Raw genomic sequence first — 22,250 nt, forward strand, 5'->3', positions numbered from 1 at the left:
AATTAAGTCTATTTTTCATTCAAATCGCGCAAAGGAAGTAACTGATCCGTCATATTTTTAGGATATCCTTCAATATTTGATTTCACAGCAACAACACTATTTTTCGCATACAACCACTTAATAGGCGCATTTTCACTAAGATTTCTAGCATATTTCTTTATATTTGCTAAATATCCCGCAACATTAGGCGAACTAATAGCATTAGAGTACGCTTCTTGCGAATCATGCTTTTGGAACAAATAAGGCGAATCAATCCTCACAAACGTATCAATATCTAAAGTATGGTTTATAGACGATAACGCCATATCGTATTTGTGATCGCGAATACGATTTTCAATTTCACTCTGATCCAAAATTTGCAAGTCTACTTTTGCACGAGCACCAGAAGACACAGCATCAGCAATTTTTTTACCAAGATCAACTTTATTCTTAGGAACAAGCAAAACCATAGTTCTGTAATATCTAGGATAGAAATAACTAAAATGTTTTCTAGCTTGAACTTTATCGAATGGTAATACATTAGTTAAATCTTCATAACCAGGAGAAAGTGGGTCAATAGGACCTCCGACTTGAACTCCGCCATTCGCATCAGCATCAATAGCCCATTTAGAATCAATTGCATAACTTGCAGCAATACGAATCCAATTTTCATTAAAAACAGAATGTATATCGTTATTAAATGCAACAATCTGCACACGCGTGCTCTTACCTTTTACTAACGAAACTTGAGGAAGTGTTGCTAGACGATTATTGTCAGCACCATCTAAAGGAATAGCCATCTGAATACTTCCGCTAGACATAGCATTAGTTAGAGAAGCATCATCCTTAAAATATTTCAAAATAATTCCACCTAATTTTGCGCGAGTACCCCAATACTTATTATTGCAACGCAAAACTAGAGAATCATCTTTTTTATAACTACTTACAACAAAAGGACCGCTGCCAAGCGCATTATTCGAATAATTTATAAGAGCACCTGTGTCATACACTATCCCAGCTCGTCCAGCTAGTCGTCTTAAAAGCAATGGATCCGGAGAATTTAACGCAATTTTCAAAGTGTATGCATCTGTATTATCAATAAGTTTAATATTTTCTAAAGCTTCATATCCAGGATATCTGCTAGTTATACCTTGCTTTAATGATTGCAAAACTGCCTTGGAGTCTAAAACAACACCATTAGAAAAAGTAACTCCATGACGCAAGTTAAACGTATATTTTAAGCCATCCGATGAAACGTTCCAAGATTCAGCTAATCCAGGTTTTAATTCATTATTTTCATCGCGATTAACTAATGTTTCATAAACATTCTCTAATAAAGCTTGTTGTAATTCATCACTATTATCATTACGAATATCTAAAGATTTTGGAGCTGTACGCAAACCTATGGTAACTGCTTTCCCGTTAATAGGCATAAACGAATCTATAGAAGATGGAATAATAGGTCTTCCGTTCATGACTTGCCAACCAAACCACATAAGAGCTAGCAAAATCAAAGAAACTAAAGAAAAAACAACCCACGGAATCCACATACGCCTACGTCTATGCCTACGAACTCGTGAATAAGCAACCATTTTTGACATACAGAACATTCTATACCAAATACAAAAATGAAACTAACTTTAGAATAGCTAATATTTAAATTATAAAAATTTACTATTAAATAATGTAAAACAATAAAATATTAAGATATTTCAGTTGTAAATTTATATTATTTAGCAATTTATCAGACTTTAATACTCACTCAGCATTTTGCACTAGGACAAGTAAATCTCAGAGGACATTCAAAACAGTGAGGATTACGCGCTGTACACACTGTTCTTCCATGCAAAATCAATCTATGTGAAACATTAGTCCATTCTTCAGGCGAGAAAAAGGAAGTTATTTCACTCTCAATCTTTACTGGATTTACTTTAGAACTATTCCAATCTTTACGCCAATGCAATCTACCTGTAACTCTTATAACGTGAGTATCTACTGGAAATCCCGGAATACCAAACGCATTACCTAGAACAACATTTGCAGTTTTTCTACCGACTCCAGACAAAGACGTTAATTCTTTCATAGTATTGGGTACAACACCATTATATTTTTCTACTAATTGCATAGAAAGCGTAATAATATGTTGAGCTTTTACTCTATAAAAACCTAAAGAATGAATCAAATACTCCACTTTGCTAATCGAAGCTTTAGATAAAGAAAAAGCATCTGGAAATTCAGAAAACAAGTTTTTTGTAACTAAATTAACACGTTTATCTGTTGTTTGAGCACTTAAAACAGTTGCCACTAACAACTCGAAAGGATTCTTAAAATTCAATGCGCATTTAGGATACGGGATCTGTTCACACAGCAAAGCATATTCTTTATGAACGCGTTCATAAAGAGTTAAATTTTTTGCATAATCATCAGATAATTTGGATTCATTAGATTCATTAGGCTCAGTAGATTCGAAAGATTCACAAGAGTTAGTAGACTCAGTACACTCACAAGACTTATGAGATTCACAAGACTCAGTAGACTCAGTAGACTTATGAGATTCACAAGACTCAGTAGATTCAGCAGATTTAAGCAACACAACAACTTCTTAGAAAATCAAACTTAGAAAATCAAACTTAATTTTCTCTTGCGGCTCTTGCAGCAATCCTAGAAACCATTGTGGATCTTCTATGAGCAGAAGATATTTCTTTTAATTCAGCAATCGCAGCTTCATCTATAGTATCGTCATCTAAATCATCTGAATCAGAAGAATCAATTGAAGAACCGCTAGCAGATCCTATTACAGAATCACTCATGCGAGAACTAGATACAACTAAATCCTCATCGCTGCCGTCAATATCAACAACAGCATCTTCAGGCGGATCAAATCTATAACCAACGTTTCTAACTGTACCAATCACGTGTTCATACTCGCCGCCTAGCTTTGCACGAAGACGGCGAATATGAACGTCAACAGTGCGCGTGCCACCGTAATAGTCATACCCCCAAACCTCTTGCAATAAGTGCGCTCGAGTAAATACACGGCGAGGATGCTGTACAAAATATTTAAGAAGTTCAAACTCTTTATAAGCCAAATCTATAGGTTGACCATGCAAAGTCACTGTGTAACCGCGAGTATCAACAACTAGCTCTCCAGCGTATATACAACCATCTCCAGAAATTTCAATATCTTCTGAAGACGATTCTTCTTTTATTGCTGCAGATTCCATAAAACGACTACGCTGTGCTACAAGTCGCAAACGACCTTCAACTTCTGCAGGAGAAGCACCTGTAAGAACTACATCTGCTACTCCCCAAGTAGCATTAACTACAGTGAATCCGCCTTCTGTCAAAATAAGAATAATTGGAGCTTTAACGCCAGAAACATGCAACAAATTGCATAAAGACTTCGCAGTAGCTAAATCATCTCTAGCGTCCATCAGAAGCACAGTTTGCTCAGGAATCCTAACGAAACTGGAAGAATCAAGAGGAAGTACTCGGACGCGATGAGAAAGCAAAGTAAGAGAAGGAAGCACCATGGCAGGCGAGGCACAAGAAGTCATCAAAGTGATGTCTGTCATACACACCTCCAAAACCAAAAGGCTTACGCGCAAATCGCACTTACTAGAAGTGTAGCCCATAAGCGCGAAGATTACATAATTTTAGGATTACAGACAGTATTTTAACAAGTAAAATCATAAAACATAGGAAATTAAAGAAATTAAAATAGAAATATATAAAATTAAAAACAAAATAACATCAAATATCACAATAGATATATGCTATATATAATAAATATGTAGATTCCGCATAGAATTTCACGATTCATAAGAAGATAACTACACGTATATACATCCTTCGAAGCCACAGGAGTGAGAATGAGTAGAACCACAAACGCGAAGAAAACAGCGAATGCGTATATAACAATTGCATTCACTCAAATTCTCACAGTGGCATTCATGTTTATAGCTGCAATCCTCCCATTCTCAACATTAACGTTAAAAGCATCAATATTAGTATGCTCACTTATATTGCTTGTTTTCTTTACACTGTGGCCTTTGCGCGGCGGAAAAACAGATTGCATAATAGCTCTTTTTGCTGGAATATCATCTATTTGGTGTGCATCACTTTCTTTAAGTGGAATGCTTCCTAGCAGCGTTATAGACAGTGAATCATCTGTTATTATGAACAAATTCATTGCAGCAATGCGCCCTTATGAAAGATGGGCTGTATCGTTTGCTCTTATACTTGTAACAGCTACTTTTGTAAGTTTCACTAGACAAATGCTAAGAAAAAAGCGCACAAATCTCGTACGAAATCTTTCACATACTATTACAGCATGCGTTGCAACAGCAGCACTTCCAGGATGGCTTTTCTTACCTTCAATAATACGATTCATGCCATCTTTAAGAAATGTAATAGGCGGATACATAGTTACAGCTATTTGCATTTTTGGAATAATAGTATTTTCCGCAATGGCTTATATATGGCACAAAAACGAACAATACAATTCGAATTGCATAAAGCCAGAAGTAGGTATGGCTTTATTACCAATCATGCTTTCAGGAATGCTTATTTACGCAGCAGGATTAGGGATGCTATTAGTTGCATAAGAACATAAGAATAAGTGATGAAACAAATTAAGAATAAGTGATGAAACAAAAAGCAAATATAAAATCAAATATAAAAGCAACTCACTAAATCAACTTAAAAAAAATTTAAGACTATAAGCCTTTGACTTATAATCTTAAATTAAAATGAAGATACTTGATATACTTACTTTTCGCTTGCTTCAAGACGCTTACGAGCTTCAACGATTTCTTTTTCAGCCTGTTCTACACCAGCCCAGAAATCTCCAGGAAGTACTTCCTTACCTGGCTCCAAAGCCTTGTACTGCTCAAAGAAATGCTTAATTTCAGCTTTATGATACTCACTTACATCATCAATATCTTTAATATCATCAAAACGAACGTCTGCAGGCACGCACAAAACTTTGTCATCTCCGCCAGCTTCATCAACCATGTGATACAAGCCAACTGCGCGGCACTCTACTACACAACCTGGGAACACAGAATTTGGAATCATAACAAGAGCGTCAAGTGGGTCACCGTCTTCACCTAAAGTTCCATCGATGTAACCGTAATCATCTGGATACCCCATAGAAGTGAAAAGAGTACGATCCAAGAATACGCGACCAGTTTCATGATCTACTTCATATTTATTCTTAGAGCCACGTGGAATTTCCACAACAACGTTAAATGTTTCAGCCATTTTTCCTCCTTTAGCGCTGGCAATAATATTTTCCTTCCTACTTTACCGCGCGCTAAAGAGCACAAAATAAATATGAAAATTACTTGCACTAAAATAGATAAAATCTCATAAATTACTATAGAAAAATTTTGCGAAAAATAAACAAATATAACGCATAATTTCGGCATTATTACATACAATATTCGTACATAAAATTAAGACACGCTTAACTCTCAACAGTGTCTTAATACGTAGTTATTATCATTCTGATTTTATCAAAAATACTACTTTAATAAGAAGTACAACGAATCGAATTGCAGGCATGATGGCAAAAGAAAAAACAGGCATGAATCCTGTTATTCCTAATACAGATATCGCCGTTTTAAAACAAAACAATGCAACTGAAAAAGAAGGCAGACTTTCAGAAGCCAACGTATTCACTGCTCGCAATAATAAACTTAATAATTCCATTGATGACGCTCATAACTATTCAATAAACACATCAAACAACTTGAACAGTAACTCGAATATCAACTCAAAAAATGGGTCAAAAAGCAGCTCAGATAACAACACGCAAACTCACAATTCTTCAAAAAGAAATCCAGCAATTGATGGATTGCGCGCTTTAGCAATCATAGGAATAGTTGCATTCCACCTAAGACCAGCAATGTTACAAGGCGGATTCTTAGGAGTCACGCTATTTCTCGTGCTTGCAGGATATTTCAGCACAATAACGCTATTGCACTTATATAACAAAGATTTACACATACATTATTTCAAATATTTATGGAATCGAATTAAGAGAATTTGGCCTTCAACTTTAGGAATTATTGCATTAAGCGCACCATTCTTATGGCTATTTTCGCCAAGCTTATTGCCAAAATTGCAATCAGACGCGCTTGGCGGCGCAGGATTCTTTAGCAATATGATGTATGTTCTACGTCATGTTTCTTACTTTGATCAAGCTGGATTACCTTCTCCTATTAAACATTTATGGTATCTTGGTCTTGTAATGCAAGCATTCGTAATATGGCCAGTTATATTACTAGCGCTTATTAAGTTTGTACGTTCAGCATTTATTCGCATAAATTTAACAATTCTTTTAACACTTGCTTCAACTGTCACAACTGCAATTATCAGCTTTATTTATGGCGATGGAATGACAATTGCACGCGTTTACTACTCTTTGGATACAAGAGGATCTGAATTCTTAATTGGCGCATTATTTGCCATGTATTCTACGTGGTTCTCTAAAGGCTCTATAAGAGGATTTATTGCAGATTCCTTCACGTTTATTTTCTCAAATAAAGAACGCAGAAAAGCACTTATTGACGCTCAAGAAAGTGTTTATAACGAAGGTCAATATTCATCTAAATCAGGAAACGATTTAGAAAGAGAATCCGCAAACGAATCAACTGAGAAATTTACAAACGAATCAATTGACGATAATAGCGAATTAAGCTACAAAACGTACAATTACGACTTAGAAAACAATATTCCTCAAGATTTACGTGCTGGTCTACAAATAGATCTTTGCGAACAACATGAAGAACAAAACTCAGATATTGATATTAAAGAGTTACCAAAAAACGTTTTCAGTTCAAAACCGCGTATACACACTTACGCTCCACTAGCATCGTGGATTCGTTCAATCATAGGAATATGCGCTGTAGTTATATTAATTTGCGCATATGTTATGGAAGATGGCACAACTCCATGGCTTCCTTACGGAGGATACACACTAGTAGCATTGCTATGCGCAATAATGCTGTGGGCATGCTTGCAAAAAGATAATTTATGTTACAAAATTCTTGGATTCGAACCATTTGAATACCTTGGAAAACGCTCTTTCGCACTATATTTAGTTCATTTCCCTCTTTTTGAGATTCTTAATCCTGCAACGCGCACAAGCTTGGCATCATGGTGGGAACAGATACTACAATTCTTATTAGCAATTGCAATTTGCGAAGTATTCTATCGCATATTTGAAATGCCGCTAATTAAGCACAAATTCTCTCTGAAAGAAGCTAATACATTAGGCTCAATAGACTCAACTATGAGCACAAATAAAGTAACGTTCGCTATTCGAGATGTTTTCATAGTAGTTTGCGCAGCAATTACAGTTGCGCTAATTATATTGCCACTTAATTGGAAAAATATTGCAAAAGAAAGATCTTTGCAATTAAGACCTGAACTATCTGCAAACATAAGCAATATACAAAATAACGAAAAATCTAATGATTCAAACAAAGAGAGAAGCAATTCACAATCTAAAAATTTGAATAATCGACATAGCAACACAATTTTCAAAGGAAAGATTGAAAATATTAAAAAGATTTCTGGATTACCTCATCCAGCTAAACATAAAGTCCTTAATCCTATTGCAGAAAAAGTGCCAGAAAATCTGAATACTTCCAATATGGAAATAGATAAGAAAAAAGGAACTTGCTCTGCAAAGCTAACAATGGTTGGAGATTCAATTACTGAAGGAGCAAAACCTTATCTTCTCAAAGAATTGCCTAACGCATTCATAGATGGAAAAGTTAGCCGACAAATCTATCACGGCGCAGACACTTATGAAAAAGATGCATCAGATGGGCATAAAGGAGATGTAGTTATTTACGCTCTTGGTACAAACGGATTGCCAAGAAACGACTCAGTGCTCCAGCATATGGTAGACGTAGCCAAAGGTAAGCCAATCTACTTTGTAACAACTAGAGTTCCACAACCATGGCAAGACGCTACGAATTCCAGATTGCGTGATTTTGCTTCACGTAATCCTAATGTTGGAATTATCGATTGGCATGGGTTAAGCAATGGCCATTCAGAATATCTAACAGATGATGGCGTACACTTAACTCCAGTTGGAGGTCCACATTACGCTCGCATGATTCGTCTTGCAATATGCGGAGGATGATTGCGCAAACAAACTACAAGCTAAGTTTTGAGCAAAATCCTAAAGCGCGTGTGAAAAATATCATCACAACATTACGATAGTGAATATGACTGAGTTGAGGACACAATGCAACAATACAGAATCTAATAACGATTCCGTAGATAAAGCATTAACATGGCATAACCCATTGCGAGATCCTAGAGATTTGCGATTAGCTCGCATCGCAGGCCCATGCAGTTTAGTAATTTTTGGCATTACAGGCGATTTAGCGCGCAAAAAACTTATGCCAGCAGTATACGATTTAGCTAATCGCGGACTTTTACCGCCAGGATTCGGACTTACTGGTTTCGCTAGACGCGATTGGACTGATGAACATTTCGTAAATTTTGTACGCGAAAATATTCAAGAACATTGTCGCACACCATTCCGCGAATCTACGTGGACAAATCTTGCGAAGGGAATACGATTTGTACGCGGAACTTTTGATGATTCACAAGCTTTTGAACGTTTAAGTAAAACAGTAAGCGAATTAGATAGAGATCGTGGAACTCGCGGAAATCATGCATTCTATATGTCTGTTCCACCATCTAGCTTCCCAGTAGTTGCAAAACAACTAGCAGCTTCCGGACTCTCTCATTCTTCTAATCATGCATGGAGAAGAGTGATAATCGAAAAACCATTCGGGCATGATTTAGCAAGCGCTAAAGAATTAGATCGCGTTGTATCGGAAGTTTTCGATTCTAATTCCGTGTTCAGAATCGACCATTATTTAGGAAAAGAAACTGTACAAAATCTTCTTGCATTTCGTTTTGCAAACTCAATGTATGAACCAATTTGGAATGCAAATTACGTTGATCACGTGCAAATAACAATGGCTGAAGATATCGGCATAGGTGGCAGAGCTGGATACTACGATGGTATTGGCGCTGCTAGAGATGTAATACAAAATCATTTACTCCAACTAATGGCATTAACAGCTATGGAAGAACCAGTTAGTTTCCGTGCAGGAGATTTAACTGCAGAAAAAACGAAAATATTATCCGCAATTCGACTTCCACAAGATTTAGCTACAAATACAGCTCGCGGACAATACTCTGCAGGATGGCAAGGATCATATAAAGCTGTTGGATATTTAGAAGAACAAGGAATAGATCCTAAAAGCACTACTGAAACATATGCAGCAGTGCGATTAGATGTTGACACTCGCAGATGGGCTGGAGTTCCATTCTACTTGCGCACAGGCAAACGCTTAGGTAAAAGAGTTACAGAAATTGCTGTAATTTTCAAAAGAGCACCACATTTGCCTTTTGAATCTACTGCTGTACGTGAACTTGGAAGTAATGCAATTGTGATTCGCGTTCAGCCAGACGAAGGCGTAACTATGAGATTTGGAGCAAAGGTACCAGGCGGAACAGCTATGGAAGTACGCGATGTGTCTATGGACTTTAGCTATGGTCGTTCATTTACTGAAAGCTCCCCTGAAGCTTATGAACGCCTAATTCTTGATGTACTTCTTGGAGAACCACCGCTTTTCCCAACAACTAAAGAAGTTGGATTGAGCTGGAAAATTCTCGATCCTATTGAAGAATTCTGGAGCACTCTTGGAACACAGCCTCAACCATATCGAGCTGGAACTTGGGGACCTAAACAAGCAGATGATATGCTTGCTCGAGATAATCGACATTGGAGATTGCCATGATTATTGATCTTCCAGATACAAATACAAGCAAAATTGCGTCTAAAATAGACGAACTTCACGAAGAGCGAGGAGAATCTGCAACTGGACGTGTGCTCACTTTACTAATTGACACATCACTTAAAGAACTAGAACACGCTTTAGGTGCAGCAAACGCAGCAAGCAGAGAACATCCTTGCAGAGTTATTGCAATAGTTCGCGATTGGTCTAGTGAACACGCTGATGAGCGAGGAGAAATTATACCAAATCTTGATGCTCAAGTACGTTTCGGCGCAGATGCTGGAGCTGGAGAAATAATTATCTTATACCCTCATAATGGTTTAGTTAGACACCCAGATACTCTTGTTATACCTTTGCTTGTTCCAGACGCTCCGATTGTTGCTTGGTGGCCAACCAATGCGCCAGAAGATCCTGCACATGATTTACTTGGAGCTATGGCTAGTAGTCGAATTACTGACGCACAATACTCTGAAGACACTATTAAAACTGTGCAAAATTTGCGCAAAAACTGGTCAGCAAACGATGTAGATCTTTCTTGGACACGCCTTACTTTATGGCGAGCAATGTTGGCTTCTATGCTAGATCAGCCACCTCACTTGCCTATTTTGAAAGCAACCGTAACAGGACCTAATCACTATGTTCCTTTGCATTTGCTTAAGATGTGGCTAAAGATTACTTTGAATGTTCCTGTTGAAAGCATAGAAACACAAGACGCAAAAGCAATCATTTCTGTAACACTAGAGCGGGAAGATGGAGTATTGTCACTGATTCGACCAGACGGAAGCGATCAAGCAATGATTAGCTTGCCAGGACAAGCAGCACAACCAATTGCTCTTCCTATTCGCACTTTAGATGATTGCCTAAGTGAAGAATTACGAAGAATCGACCCAGATGAAATTTATGCTCAAATTGTTAAAGCAGACTGCAATAGATAGATCTAGATAAATCTAGATAGATAAACCGATCGATAGATAAATAAATAAATCAATAAACATAAAGAAAAACAATATAAAGTAAACAAGGCAAACCATGACAGACGATGTTAAATTCTCTCATAATGCAATCGTATATGGATATGATAATCGTGAAATCCTTGCAGCTGTTGCAGCACAACGATTAGTTACGATTATTATGGATTCACAAAATAATGTGCAAAATCTTAATAAACTATTCCATTTACTTCTTACAGGCGGAACTGACACTATTCGCATGTTCCGCATGTTAGCAAGCAATCCTCTTCTTCCTGCAATCAATTGGAATTTAGTTCATATTTGGTGGGCAGATGAACGCTTTGTAGCTTACGATAGCGAAGATCGAAACGCGCTCAAAGCTCGCGAAACGCTTCTTAACTTGCTTACTTCTAACAAAGCTTTAGCGGAATCTCATATTCACGAGATGCCTTCAGATGAACGTAGTGCGGAAGAGATCTCGAATGCAAGTGATGCTGAAAATAACGCTATTTTAGATTCTGCATCACGAGAATACGAAGATGAGATTGTTGGCTTATTAGGAGAAAAACCTGTTTTTGATTTAGCTGTGTTAGGCATGGGGCCTGACGCTCATATGGCATCCCTTTTCCCAGGATTGCCGCAAGTTAATAATCGCGAGCGCATTGTTGTTGGCGTAAACCACTCGCCTAAGAACCCGCCAATGCGATTGTCGCTTACTGTTCCAGTATTGGCACGAAGTCGCAAGACTTGGTTTTTGACTGCTGGAGTCGAAAAAAGTGTTGCTTTAATGAATGTACTTTCTGAAAATGACAACCCAAAATATCCTGCGTCTTTCGCTAACGGAACAGACGAAATCTCTTGGATGACAACAGCAGAAACACTGCAAGCTGCAATTCAATAATCGCATAGATTTCACAACGCTTAGCGAAAATCTTAAAAAAGCAAATTATGTTGGCGCAATTGCGGAAATATCATGTTCGAAACATGGCGCAATTGGGAAAATCTTTATAAAACCGTTGAAATTCCAAGGAAAACTGCACTCAGCAACAATTGAACAAACCCAGCACAAATTTACAATCCAAGTTGTAAAAGGTACTATAAGGCAAAAAGAAAGCGTCACACGCAGAATAATAACGCATGTGACGCTTACGCAAGAATTATTTTTAGATTATATTTGTTTTAATCTTGCTTTACTTCTGGGCGATTAGGCTCTGCCCACAAAGTATGGAATACTCCTGGCTCATCAATACGACCATAAGTGTGAGCGCCAAAGAAATCGCGCTGAGCCTGAATGAGTGATGCCGGCAAACGCTTGGAGTGCAAACCATCATAATAAGCTAGCAAGCTAGAGAATGCTGGCACAGGAACGCCATGCTCAACAGCTCGAGAAATAACTCTACGCCAAGCAGCTTGAGATCGCTCAATAGCTTCCTTAAAGTAAGGCGCAAAAAGTAACGAAACACTGGCTTCACCGGACTCAAAGGCTTCAGAAACACGATTCAAGAATTGCGCTCGAATAATGCAACCTCCTCGCCAAATGCGAGCAACTGCAGCCTGATCAATCTTCCAATCGTGCTCACGCGCAGCAGCAGCAATCTCATCAAAACCTTGTGCGTAAGAAACAATCTTAGAAGCGTACAAAGCTTGACGAATATCTTCAATAAAAGCTTTACGTTCATCATCATTCAAATCAAAATGCACGTCCGGACCAGTCAAATCTTGGCTTTGCGCAGCCTTTCGCAAGTCAACTTGACTTGAAAGTCCGCGAGCAAACACAGCTTCAGCAATACCAGTTACAGGTATTCCAAGCGAAAGTGCAGATTGCACAGTCCAAGTACCAGTACCCTTCATTCCAGCGTGATCTACCATCATTTCAACCAAAGGCTTACCAGTTTTAGCATCTTTCTGGCGCAAAACATCAGCTGTAATCTCAATCAAATAAGAATCAAGCTCGCCTTTATTCCACTCGCTAAATACGTCAGCAATATCGTCTGACTTCATGCATAAACCGCGAAGCATTAAATCGTAGCTTTCAGCAATAAGCTGCATATCTGAATACTCAATGCCATTGTGAACCATCTTCACAAAATGACCAGCACCGTCAGTACCAATATGCGTTACGCAAGGCTCACCTTCTGCAACAGCTGCAATCGACTTCAAAATAGGACCAAGAGTTTTCCAAGATTCCTCAGTGCCACCAGGCATCATAGAAGGTCCACGCAAAGCTCCTTCTTCGCCACCAGAAACACCGCAACCAACATAATGAAGACCGCGAGCACGAATGTCACGCTCTCTACGAATAGTGTCTTCAAAATAAGAATTTCCGCCGTCAACAATAATATCTCCAGGCTCCATAGCATTCGCAAGTTCTTCAATAACAGCATCAGTAGGAGCTCCAGCTTTTACCATAATTATTGCAGTACGTGGTCGTTTCAAGGATGCTACAAATTCTTCAACAGTTTTAGATGGAACGAATGCACCCTCACTTCCATGCTCGTTCATTAAAGTTTCAGTTCTAGAATAATGACGATTGTAAACAGCAACAGTATTGCCATGATGCGCAAGATTACGCGCTAAATTAGAACCCATAGCTGCCAAGCCAACAACGCCAATATTTGCTTTAGCTTGAATTTCCGTCATTTTGTACCTCTATCTTTTGATTATCTATGACTGTTTTATGACTGTTTTATTGTTTTATGACTGTTTTATCTTTTAACACTTAACCAATCAAAATGCACGTTTTAAGTTTATCTACCTATGTGCACAAGATAAAGCATGTGCACAAGATAAAGCACATATTTAAAGATCTAACAGGAATCGCAATTTTGTGATAAAGATTACATTTTTAGTTTTGATAGAATAGCTCAAATTCCGCATAAATCTTATAAACACGCGCATTTACAAAAATTAAAAAATACTAAATATAGTGATTGACTACACAACACACCACTATAAATAGTGTTAATTGGTAGTAGACTGTTAAACCGTGCTCAGAAACAAAAGCACCAAAAGGCATCTTGAACCTAAAACTAAAAAACTCAAATACATGCAGCGAAGGGAGAAGAATCGTGACTATAACAGTTTTCACAAAGCCACATTGCCCACAATGTGATGCCACGAAACGTCAATTCACTAAACTTGGCGTAAATTTTGAAACAGTAGACTTAACTCAAAGCCCTTCAACATTAGATCAGTTGCGTGAAGCAGGATTCCGACAAGCGCCAGTAGTTATTACACCAGATTCGTCTTGGAGCGGATACCGCCCAGATTTAATTGCGCAAATTGCAGATAAACTCGAAAATTGCAATCAAGAATCAGAAAAAATCCAAGAAGCATAAAATGAGCGAGCAAGAAGAACAAGAAAACATCGCACAGCCAAGCGAGCCAGAAGCAAAAGCAAAAGGCGAATCAATTGGCGCAGTAGTGTATTTTTCATCAGTTTCCGAGAATACATTGCGATTTGTAAAAAATTGTGATTTCCCTAGCAGCAACGTAAACGTGTATCGCATACCACTTAGGCCGAAAGATCCAGAACTAAACGTGCGCGAACCATATGTGCTAATAGTACCAACTTATGGCGGAGGAAATATATCAAAAGCAATCCCAATACAAGTTCGTAAATTCTTAAATAACAGAGAAAATCGTTCTTTTATTAGAGGTGTAATTTCTTCCGGAAATACGAATTTCGCAGAAGCTTATTGTGCTGCAGGAAGCCAGATTGCAGGAAAGTGTGCAATTCCAAATATGTACTCGTTTGAATTAACAGGAACTCAAGAAGATATTGAAAAAGTAGCGAATGGAATACCTAAATTTTTAAAGCAATTAAAAGAAACGAAATAAGCAAGCAATAAATAAAAGCATCAAATAAATAAATAATAAAAAAAAATAAAAATAAAAATAAAAAACAGCAGCGTTTAAAAAGTAAGCGCAACGCGTAAAAGAAAGGAACAACCCTCATGAATAGCACGGATCCGATGAGCGAATCTACTTCGCTTAATCTTGATCACACTGATACCGCAAGCATTGAATCCGATGGTAGCACAACTGGTAACAGCGCTAACAGCACAGCGCAGCGAATTCAAAACAGCCACGACTACCACGTTCTTAACGCTATGCTCGGTCTTTTTGATCCAGAAAAAGGCATTCAGTTTGATAAAGACAAGGAAGCAGAAAAGCTTTACATTTCGGATTATGTGCAAAAACATAGCATGAAATTTAATTCCACTCGTGAACGCTTGAATTATTTGATTGACAACTACTACTACAACGGCAATGTGTTCGGCAAGTACAGCGATGATTTCCTTAACAAGTTCTATGAGCATGCAGAATCTGCTCACCACACTTTTGGCACATTCTTAGGCGCTTTTAAGTTCTATACTTCATACGCTTTGAAAACTTTTGACGGCAAACAGTATTTGGAAAACTTCGCTCAGCGCGCAGCTTCCGTTGCATTGGAACTTGCAGACGGTGATGAAAAAGCAGCACTGAACTATTTGGATGAGATGCTTTTAGGTCGCTTCCAACCAGCCACACCAACATTCCTAAATCTTGGTAAAGCTCAGCGTGGCGAGGCTGTAAGCTGTTTCCTCGTGCGCTTGGAAGATAACATGGAATCTATTGCTCGTGGAATTAACTCTGCTTTACAACTTTCTAAGCGCGGTGGCGGAGTGGCTCTGCTACTTACGAATTTGCGCGAACTTGGCGCTCCTATTAAGCGAATCGAGAATCAATCTAGCGGCGTTGTGCCTGTTATGAAACTTTTAGAAGATTCATTCTCTTACGCTAATCAGCTTGGCGCTCGTCAGGGAGCTGGAGCTGTATACATTAGCGCTCACCACCCAGATATTATGCGTTTCCTGGACACTAAGCGCGAGAACGCTGACGAGAAAATTCGTATCAAATCACTTTCTTTGGGCGTTGTAATTCCAGATATTACTTTTGAGCTCGCTAAGCGTAAAGAAAAGATGGCTTTATTTAGCCCTTACGATGTTGAACGCGAGTATGGTAAGCCTTTTGCAGACATTTCTGTTACTGAACATTATGATGAAATGGTTGCAAATCCTCGCATTCACAAGAAGTACATTGACGCTCGTGAATTCTTTATGACGCTTGCTGAGATTCAGTTTGAATCAGGCTACCCTTACATTTTGTTTGAAGATACTGTCAATCGCACGAATCCTATTGAAGGTCGCATTACTATGAGCAACTTGTGCTCCGAGATTTTACAAACTCAGGAAGCAAGCACTTATAACGCAGATTTAACTTACAGTCACGTAGGTCGCGATATTTCTTGCAATCTTGGATCTCTTAATATCGCTAAGGCGATGGATGGAAACTTGAGTACAAGCGTTGAGCTTGCTGTGCGCGCACTCACTTCTGTCTCCGAGCACACTTCGATTGATTCCGTTCCTTCAATTCGCCGCGGAAATGCTGAAGGCCACGCAATCGGCTTAGGTCAGATGAACTTGCACGGTTTCCTTGCTCGCGAACACATGCAATATGGCAGCGATGAAGCTCTTGACTTTACAGACATGTACTTTATGACAGTTGCTTACAACGCTTATAAAGCTTCTCACGCTTTGGCTGTGGAGCGCGGTCACGCTTTTGCAAGCTTTAAGACTAGCGCTTACGCTAAGCCTGCAGGCAAAGGCAACTACTTCGATAAGTACACTAACGGAAGCCGCTCGCTCGAACCTAAAACTCAAACAGTTCGTGATTTGTTTGCTCGTTTTAACGTTGCAATTCCAACCGTCAGCGATTGGGAGCAGTTGCGCGATGAGATTTTGCGCGATGGCATCTACAACGAGTATTTGCAAGCTATTCCTCCAACTGGTTCTATCTCGTACATTAACCATTCCACGAGTTCGATTCACCCGATTGCTTCCCGTATTGAGATTCGCAAAGAGGGCAAAGTTGGTCGCGTCTACTACCCTGCAGCTTACATGACGAATGACAATATGCAATACTTCAAGGATGCTTACGAAATTGGTTGGAAGGCAATTATTGACACTTATGCACAAGCAACTCAGCATGTGGATCAAGGATTGTCACTCACTTTGTTCTTCCCAGACACTACAACTACTCGAGATTTAAACAAAGCTCAGATTTACGCATGGCGAAAGGGAATTAAAACTCTTTACTACATTCGTATTCGCCAGAAAGCTTTGGAAGGTACGGAAATCGAGGGTTGCGTAAGCTGCACGCTATAGTGCGTAGCGCAAAAATCTTTACGCTGTAAATCTATCTATGACAATAAATCTTAGAGCTATGAAGATTTACGCTGTAAATCTTAGCACCGTAAATCTTTAAAAGATTAAATCAAAACTTAAAAATTTTATAAAACGTAAACACAAAATCAGGAGTAATTATGACAGAACTCAGCCCAACCGAGCTCGCCCCAACTGCGCTCGACCCAACTGCGCTTAGAAGTAGCCTCGATAAGCCTTTTGGCACAAATCGCATAATCGCAGATGACGCTATGATGGCAGCTTCCATCACACCAGCTCAGTATCGCTACCATCACGGATCGCGCGTGCGCCCAGTTAATTGGAACAATATTATTGACGACAAGGATTTGGATGTTTGGAATCGCCTTATAGCTAACTTCTGGCTTCCTGAAAAAGTTCCTCTGAGCAATGATATTCCTTCTTGGCGCTCACTCACTGACCTTGAGCGTAAAACCACTACTCGCGTTTTTACAGGATTGACTTTGCTTGATACCAGCCAGGCAACTATTGGTGAGCTTTGCCAGATTGAGCACGCTCGCACTGAGCATGAGCAGGCTATTTACACAAATATTGCTTTTATGCAATCAATTCACGCACGTTCCTACTCCTCTATTTTCTCTACTCTTTGCTCTAGCGAGGAGATTGACGAAGCTTACCGTTGGGCTGTTGGAAACGATGTTTTGCAGCAGCGTGTAACGACTGTGCTTTGCGAGTACGAAAGTGAAGATCCGCTTAAGCGTAAGATTGCAGCGACTATGCTTTCGTCACTTCTTCTTTATGCAGGCTTCTATTTGCCACTTTACTTTGCTTCTCGCGGTAAGATGATGAATACTGCAGACATGATTCGCTTGATTTTGCGCGATAAAGCTATTCACGGCTATTATTCAGGATACAAGTTCCAGCGCGGTTTGGAACTTAGGAGCGAGCGAGATCAGAAGAATCTTGAAAAGTTCACTATGAACTTGCTCGACACTTTGTACGATTTGGAAGTTGAGTATTCTGGTCAGATTTACGAAGGGTTTGACTTCCACGATGACGTTTTTGACTTCGTGCGCTATAACGCTAACAAGGCTTTGATGAACCTTGGATATCCAGCAAAATACAGCGAAGAAGAAACTCATGTAAGCCCGGAAATTCTCGCGGCTTTATCTCCTGCTGCAGACGAAAATCACGACTTCTTCTCTGGATCTGGCTCAAGCTACATTATGGGCAAGTCAGTTGAAACTGATGATGATGATTGGGATTTCTAGTCGCTAACCAGTAGTCGCTTAGTTGCTTAATTACTTCGTTAATTAGTTAATCAGTTAATCACTCAGGTTGCTTATGCACTTTTCATAAGCAACCTCTTTTTTATTTAATTATTTAAGAATATTTCCGTTTTGGAACTATTTTAAATATCCGCGTACTTATGGAGTTATCGTGGCAAAAATTGCAAAAATCGCAAAATCTGCCACGATAACGCACAGATTATTTATTCTAGTTTTCTAAAAAATCTGCTTATTTTTAATAAAATCTGCAATATTTACGTGCTTAATGCCGTTACGTTTTTGTATAAGTGAATCCATGGTCATAACATATTTTTCATAATTATCATGAATAGCTTCTAAAGCCCTATACTCGCGGTCTTCTGTTTGACGACTCAGCAAAATCGTATAAGCTACTTGCGCGTAAGAATAATCCATATCTGCATTGCGCAGAATGAAATCACACTCCAACTTTCCAATACGACCAACGCTTATAGAGTATCCAAAGCTTTTAGCGTATAAGTACACAATATTTTCCAAAGTAGGACCATAGTTTATGCGATTATCCGTATTGAGAGAGTAATAAAAACTTAAATCTGCTAAGTAATACTTCTTTTCTCCGCAAAGAGCACGTTTTGATTTCATGTCGAAACGTGGGCATTCATAAATGATTTTCGCATCCAAAAGAACACGAATATACCTTGCTAAAGTAGTACGACTTATAGCTAATCCATTCTTCTTTAAAGATTCGCACAAGCTATTGATACTAGTCGTAGCGCCAAAATTGTTAATAATATAGTTACGTACAGCTTCAAATGCTTGCGTATCTTTAATTTTTACTCGAGTTTTAATATCTTTATCAAAAATTTCTTTAATAACATTACTTACATACGTTCGCTTGTCACTCATATTATCTATGGCAATAGTACGAGGGAAACCACCTTCGAGAATATAATTATTAAGCTCTTTACTAATGTCGGAATCTACTGGTTTATCATAGAATTTTTTGAAATCTTCATACTCGTCAAAACTTAGCGGAAACATCTCAAATTCAAGATATCTTCCAGTTAATTTTGTTGCTAATTCACCACTTAGCAAATAGGAATTGGATCCCGTTATAAAAATAGAATATCCGCCTTCTTCTCGAAAGCCGTTTAATACTTCTTCAAATCCTTTAACATTTTGTATTTCATCTAGAAACACGTATTTTAAGCCACTAGTATTAGTAAGTTTTTCTATAAGAAAGTCAAGCTGATCGGCTGATTTTACGTTTCTGTATTCGCGTTTATCAAGATTTATATAAATAATATTAGATTCTGGAACTGGATTACTTCGTTCTTTAAGCTCATCAATAATTGTTCGCATAAGACTTGATTTGCCACATCTGCGAATTCCGGTAATCACTTTTATAAGATCGCTATCATCGTAAAACGCGCGAATTTTGCTAAGATACTTTTCGCGGCGATACAGTTTTTCTTGATTCACGGTCATAGCAAAATCCTTTTACAAGAGACAAACGCCTTTTTCGTATTGGCGTATGAGTTATATTATATCGCAAAAACCGAGTTATCGTGGCAGTTTTTGCTAATTTTGCAATTTTTGCCACGATAACTTGTTATTTTGTAATAATTGTGTACACAATGGTGCTACTTTGGTATTACGTTGGGTGCTGTAGGTCTGTTATAATAAAGCAAAGCATGAATAACAAATTTATGATTTTGAGCTTAAAGGAAACGACATGACTTCTACAAAAACAGCTAGAACAGGCAGATTAAGTGTAAGAGTTAATCCAGAAATACGAGATAGTGCATCGCAAGTTCTTGAACATTATGGTCTTGATATGAGTTCAGCAGTCAACCTATTCTTGTATCAGATTGTAAATACGCAACGTTTCCCATTTTCACTTGAAAGTTCTACATATGAGCACGCTATTGATGAAGCTATGAAAGAAAAACCAATAGCTGCAGGCACTGTAGACGATTTTGCTGAGCTGATGCGCAATGCCTAAACCGCCATTTTATAGTCCAATCTATCTGCGAGATGTTAAGAAATATAAGCAGAAGCATTACGATATTGAGCAAGTAATCAATATTGTGAGACTTATTTGCAATGGTGCAGATTCTCGCAAGCTTGCAACTTATAGAGATCATATTCTTAAAGGCTCATACAAAGGCGTGCATGAATTGCATGTGTCTGCAGATGTTCTACTGTTGTATCAAGTTAAAGAAGATTGCATTATATTTCTACGCTTAGGATCTCACAACGACTTATTCTAGTTAGCAAAAACTGCCACGATAACATGCGACTGCGTTGATTATATTGAAAAATAATATAATTTAGATTATTATAATTACGATTATAATAATCGCGATTATAATAACTTGAGTGCAATTTAGGCAGCTATAAGATGCACTGAAAAATATTGCAATTATTGGCATAGCAGCAGGTGGAATATGGTTTTTGTCGGCAGGAAAGACGAGTTACAGGTACTTGAAAAACTGTATGAAAACAGTAAGCACTCGTTCCAGATGGCAATAGTTTATGGTCGAAGACGAATAGGAAAAACTTCGCTTATTTCACAATTTTGTAAAAATAAGCACGCAATACTTTTTACTGCTCGCGAGCAAACTAATATTGAGAATTTGCGCGATTTCTCTCGCACTGTATATGATTTCTTCAATCTCCCCGCAACTACAGGATCATTTAACAATTGGAACGATGCTCTTGATTTTATTGCACAACAATCTAACAACGCAGATCAGAACGCTTCTCAATCTCCACTTATTCTAGTTTTCGATGAATTTCCTTACGCAGCTCAAGCAGATAAATCCTTAGCGTCAACATTCCAAATTGCGATAGATCATAAATTTAAGAATGCAAACATGACTCTTATTTTGTGTGGCAGTAACGAAGGATTCATGGAAAGTGAAGTGCTTGGTAAGAAGAGTCCGCTTTATGGAAGACGTACAGCGCAGGTTCGGTTGCAACCATTTAATCTTTTTGAAGCAGCTGAGCTTATGCCAAATAATGCTACTTGGGAAGATAAAATCAACTATTTTGCATCCCTTGGAGGAACACCATACTATATTGAGCAGTTGGATGATAATTCTACGTTTGCAGAAAATCTTGAGCAATTATGCTTTAACATTTCAGGAATTTTGTACGCTGAACCAGACATGCTTATGCGCCAAGAATTGCGCAATCCTTCAACGTACAATAGTGTGCTAAATGCCCTCGCTACGGGATGCAATACTCCGACTTTAATATCGGATCGCATTGGATTGCCAGCTACAGCAGTGAACGTGTATTTGAAAACATTAGAAGGACTTGGGCTGATTGAAAGAAATATTCCATTTGGCATGAATCCACTTAATTGCAAAAAAGGATTATGGCAGATTTGTGACCCATTTTTTGCGTATTGGTATAGGTTTGTTGCTCCTAATAAAGGATTGATTGAACGCGGACTTTCACACGCTGCCGCAAGTAGCGTTCTTGGTGGTGAGCATGAAGTGTTTAGTGCTTTTGTAGGTCAACAGTTTGAGAAAATGTGCGAACAGTGGATTGTGCACCAATGCAAAATTGGTGGAATGGACTTTTTGCCAACTAAGTTAGGTAAATGGTGGGGTGCCGATCCTTTTGCTCGTGAACAAACTGATATCGATATTGTTGCGCAAGACGATATTAACAAGCAACTTCTTATTGCAGAATGTAAGTGGCGTAATAATCTCAACGAAGCTGAAACAGTGAGCAAGTTGTTGCAGCACGCAACTTTAGTTGAGAATGCAAAAAATCGCGACTATAAGAAAATATTTATGCTTTTTACAAAGTATCCAACTTCTTACAATCCTCGTCATGCTAAAACAAGCATCAACTTTGTAGACACACAAACAATGTTTTTTAACTGATTACTCAACAATAGTTACGTAACTATAGTTACACGCAATAGTTATGCGACTATATCGCGTAAACCGTAATCGCACGTTATCGTGGCAAAAATTGCAAAAATCGCAAAAT

The 22,250-nt window shown here is 38.4% G+C and carries 17 protein-coding genes and 1 pseudogene; 12 read left to right on the forward strand and 6 right to left on the reverse strand.

All coding sequences use genetic code 11. The annotated features are described in order from the left end of the window. Positions 1–8 precede the first annotated feature (8 nt). The 3 genes and pseudogenes from HMPREF3230_RS04950 to HMPREF3230_RS04960 all read right to left on the reverse strand — a co-directional run. A complete protein-coding gene (locus HMPREF3230_RS04950) occupies positions 9–1,571 on the reverse strand; it encodes an ABC transporter substrate-binding protein (protein ID WP_155642924.1) in 1,563 nt (520 codons plus the stop codon). A 170-nt stretch (positions 1,572–1,741) separates the two neighbouring features. Then, on the reverse strand, positions 1,742–2,350 hold the full coding sequence (nth, locus tag HMPREF3230_RS04955; protein ID WP_075523928.1) for an endonuclease III: 609 nt from the start codon (positions 2,348–2,350) through the stop codon (positions 1,742–1,744). A 496-nt stretch (positions 2,351–2,846) separates the two neighbouring features. After that, positions 2,847–3,554, reverse strand: a pseudogene (locus HMPREF3230_RS04960) (winged helix-turn-helix transcriptional regulator); the annotation flags it as partial. Between the two features lie 297 nt (positions 3,555–3,851). Between HMPREF3230_RS04960 and HMPREF3230_RS04965 the strand changes: the two are divergent. Further along, positions 3,852–4,586, forward strand: a complete 735-nt coding sequence (locus tag HMPREF3230_RS04965) for a beta-carotene 15,15'-monooxygenase (protein WP_075523833.1) — start codon at positions 3,852–3,854, stop codon at positions 4,584–4,586. 163 nt (positions 4,587–4,749) lie between these two features. On the opposite strand, the gene HMPREF3230_RS04970 is transcribed toward HMPREF3230_RS04965, so the two are convergent. Beyond that, positions 4,750–5,244: an inorganic diphosphatase gene (locus tag HMPREF3230_RS04970; protein WP_075523834.1), complete on the reverse strand. Its 495-nt coding sequence runs from the start codon at positions 5,242–5,244 to the stop codon at positions 4,750–4,752. A gap of 301 nt (positions 5,245–5,545) precedes the next feature. Between HMPREF3230_RS04970 and HMPREF3230_RS04975 the strand changes: the two genes are divergently transcribed. The 4 genes from HMPREF3230_RS04975 (at position 5,546) to pgl (ending at position 11,666) form a co-directional block, all read left to right on the forward strand. Further along, a complete protein-coding gene (locus HMPREF3230_RS04975) occupies positions 5,546–8,140 on the forward strand; it encodes an acyltransferase family protein (protein WP_230955930.1) in 2,595 nt (864 codons plus the stop codon). A gap of 85 nt (positions 8,141–8,225) precedes the next feature. Beyond that, positions 8,226–9,818, forward strand: coding sequence for a glucose-6-phosphate dehydrogenase (zwf, locus tag HMPREF3230_RS04980; RefSeq protein ID WP_075523835.1), 1,593 nt, complete (start codon positions 8,226–8,228; stop codon positions 9,816–9,818). After that, entirely contained in the window at positions 9,815–10,750 is a 936-nt protein-coding gene (locus tag HMPREF3230_RS04985) for a glucose-6-phosphate dehydrogenase assembly protein OpcA (protein WP_075523836.1), read from the forward strand. Before zwf ends, HMPREF3230_RS04985 begins: the two co-directional genes overlap by 4 nt. A gap of 94 nt (positions 10,751–10,844) precedes the next feature. After that, positions 10,845–11,666: a 6-phosphogluconolactonase gene (gene pgl / locus HMPREF3230_RS04990; RefSeq protein WP_075523837.1), complete on the forward strand. Its 822-nt coding sequence runs from the start codon at positions 10,845–10,847 to the stop codon at positions 11,664–11,666. 278 nt (positions 11,667–11,944) lie between these two features. On the opposite strand, the gene gndA is transcribed toward pgl, so the two are convergent. Then, entirely contained in the window at positions 11,945–13,405 is a 1,461-nt protein-coding gene (gene gndA / locus HMPREF3230_RS04995; RefSeq protein WP_082266298.1) for an NADP-dependent phosphogluconate dehydrogenase, read from the reverse strand. A 428-nt stretch (positions 13,406–13,833) separates the two neighbouring features. On the opposite strand from gndA, the gene HMPREF3230_RS05000 reads away from it, so the two are divergent. The 4 genes from HMPREF3230_RS05000 to nrdF all read left to right on the forward strand — a co-directional run bounded on the left by HMPREF3230_RS05000 (position 13,834) and on the right by nrdF (position 18,242). Then, on the forward strand, positions 13,834–14,103 hold the full coding sequence (locus HMPREF3230_RS05000) for a glutaredoxin domain-containing protein (protein WP_075523838.1): 270 nt from the start codon (positions 13,834–13,836) through the stop codon (positions 14,101–14,103). A gap of 1 nt (position 14,104) precedes the next feature. Continuing rightward, positions 14,105–14,605, forward strand: coding sequence for a class Ib ribonucleoside-diphosphate reductase assembly flavoprotein NrdI (gene nrdI / locus HMPREF3230_RS05005; protein ID WP_075523839.1), 501 nt, complete (start codon positions 14,105–14,107; stop codon positions 14,603–14,605). Between the two features lie 116 nt (positions 14,606–14,721). Then, a complete protein-coding gene (gene nrdE, locus HMPREF3230_RS05010) occupies positions 14,722–16,974 on the forward strand; it encodes a class 1b ribonucleoside-diphosphate reductase subunit alpha (RefSeq protein ID WP_082266299.1) in 2,253 nt (750 codons plus the stop codon). Between the two features lie 158 nt (positions 16,975–17,132). Beyond that, the gene (gene nrdF, locus HMPREF3230_RS05015) at positions 17,133–18,242 is read left to right on the forward strand and encodes a class 1b ribonucleoside-diphosphate reductase subunit beta (protein WP_082266300.1); all 1,110 of its coding nucleotides are present in this window, start codon (positions 17,133–17,135) and stop codon (positions 18,240–18,242) included. A gap of 234 nt (positions 18,243–18,476) precedes the next feature. Here the strand turns inward: nrdF and HMPREF3230_RS05020 are convergent, their stop codons facing one another. After that, a complete protein-coding gene (locus HMPREF3230_RS05020; protein WP_075523840.1) occupies positions 18,477–19,727 on the reverse strand; it encodes an ATP-binding protein in 1,251 nt (416 codons plus the stop codon). Positions 19,728–19,974: 247 nt separating this feature from the next. Between HMPREF3230_RS05020 and HMPREF3230_RS05025 the strand changes: the two genes are divergently transcribed. From HMPREF3230_RS05025 to HMPREF3230_RS05035, 3 genes are all read left to right on the forward strand, one after another. After that, positions 19,975–20,244, forward strand: coding sequence for a type II toxin-antitoxin system RelB/DinJ family antitoxin (locus HMPREF3230_RS05025; RefSeq protein ID WP_075523841.1), 270 nt, complete (start codon positions 19,975–19,977; stop codon positions 20,242–20,244). Beyond that, positions 20,237–20,512 carry a type II toxin-antitoxin system RelE/ParE family toxin gene (locus tag HMPREF3230_RS05030; RefSeq protein WP_075523842.1) on the forward strand — a complete coding sequence of 92 codons (276 nt, stop codon included), beginning with the start codon at positions 20,237–20,239 and terminating at the stop codon, positions 20,510–20,512. The genes HMPREF3230_RS05025 and HMPREF3230_RS05030 overlap by 8 nt, the downstream gene beginning before the upstream one ends. Before the next feature lie 177 nt (positions 20,513–20,689). Continuing rightward, entirely contained in the window at positions 20,690–22,141 is a 1,452-nt protein-coding gene (locus tag HMPREF3230_RS05035) for an ATP-binding protein (RefSeq protein ID WP_075523843.1), read from the forward strand. Positions 22,142–22,250 lie beyond the last annotated feature (109 nt).

It is taken from the genome of Gardnerella vaginalis (assembly GCF_001563665.1).
Taxonomy (GTDB): Bacteria; Actinomycetota; Actinomycetes; order Actinomycetales; family Bifidobacteriaceae; genus Bifidobacterium; species Bifidobacterium vaginale_A.

Bases quoted from the DNA above. Each gene is read 5' to 3' on its own strand.
- HMPREF3230_RS04950 (WP_155642924.1), bottom strand. From the start codon at position 1,571: ATGGTTGCTTATTCACGAGTTCGTAGGCATAGACGTAGGCGTATGTGG.
- HMPREF3230_RS04965 (WP_075523833.1), top strand. From the start codon at position 3,852: ATGAGTAGAACCACAAACGCGAAGAAAACAGCGAATGCGTATATAACA.
- HMPREF3230_RS04970 (WP_075523834.1), bottom strand. From the start codon at position 5,244: ATGGCTGAAACATTTAACGTTGTTGTGGAAATTCCACGTGGCTCTAAG.
- HMPREF3230_RS04975 (WP_230955930.1), top strand. From the start codon at position 5,546: ATGATGGCAAAAGAAAAAACAGGCATGAATCCTGTTATTCCTAATACA.
- zwf (WP_075523835.1), top strand. From the start codon at position 8,226: ATGACTGAGTTGAGGACACAATGCAACAATACAGAATCTAATAACGAT.
- HMPREF3230_RS04985 (WP_075523836.1), top strand. From the start codon at position 9,815: ATGATTATTGATCTTCCAGATACAAATACAAGCAAAATTGCGTCTAAA.
- pgl (WP_075523837.1), top strand. From the start codon at position 10,845: ATGACAGACGATGTTAAATTCTCTCATAATGCAATCGTATATGGATAT.
- gndA (WP_082266298.1), bottom strand. From the start codon at position 13,405: ATGACGGAAATTCAAGCTAAAGCAAATATTGGCGTTGTTGGCTTGGCA.
- nrdI (WP_075523839.1), top strand. From the start codon at position 14,105: ATGAGCGAGCAAGAAGAACAAGAAAACATCGCACAGCCAAGCGAGCCA.
- nrdE (WP_082266299.1), top strand. From the start codon at position 14,722: ATGAATAGCACGGATCCGATGAGCGAATCTACTTCGCTTAATCTTGAT.
- nrdF (WP_082266300.1), top strand. From the start codon at position 17,133: ATGACAGAACTCAGCCCAACCGAGCTCGCCCCAACTGCGCTCGACCCA.
- HMPREF3230_RS05020 (WP_075523840.1), bottom strand. From the start codon at position 19,727: ATGACCGTGAATCAAGAAAAACTGTATCGCCGCGAAAAGTATCTTAGC.
- HMPREF3230_RS05025 (WP_075523841.1), top strand. From the start codon at position 19,975: ATGACTTCTACAAAAACAGCTAGAACAGGCAGATTAAGTGTAAGAGTT.
- HMPREF3230_RS05030 (WP_075523842.1), top strand. From the start codon at position 20,237: ATGCCTAAACCGCCATTTTATAGTCCAATCTATCTGCGAGATGTTAAG.
- HMPREF3230_RS05035 (WP_075523843.1), top strand. From the start codon at position 20,690: ATGGTTTTTGTCGGCAGGAAAGACGAGTTACAGGTACTTGAAAAACTG.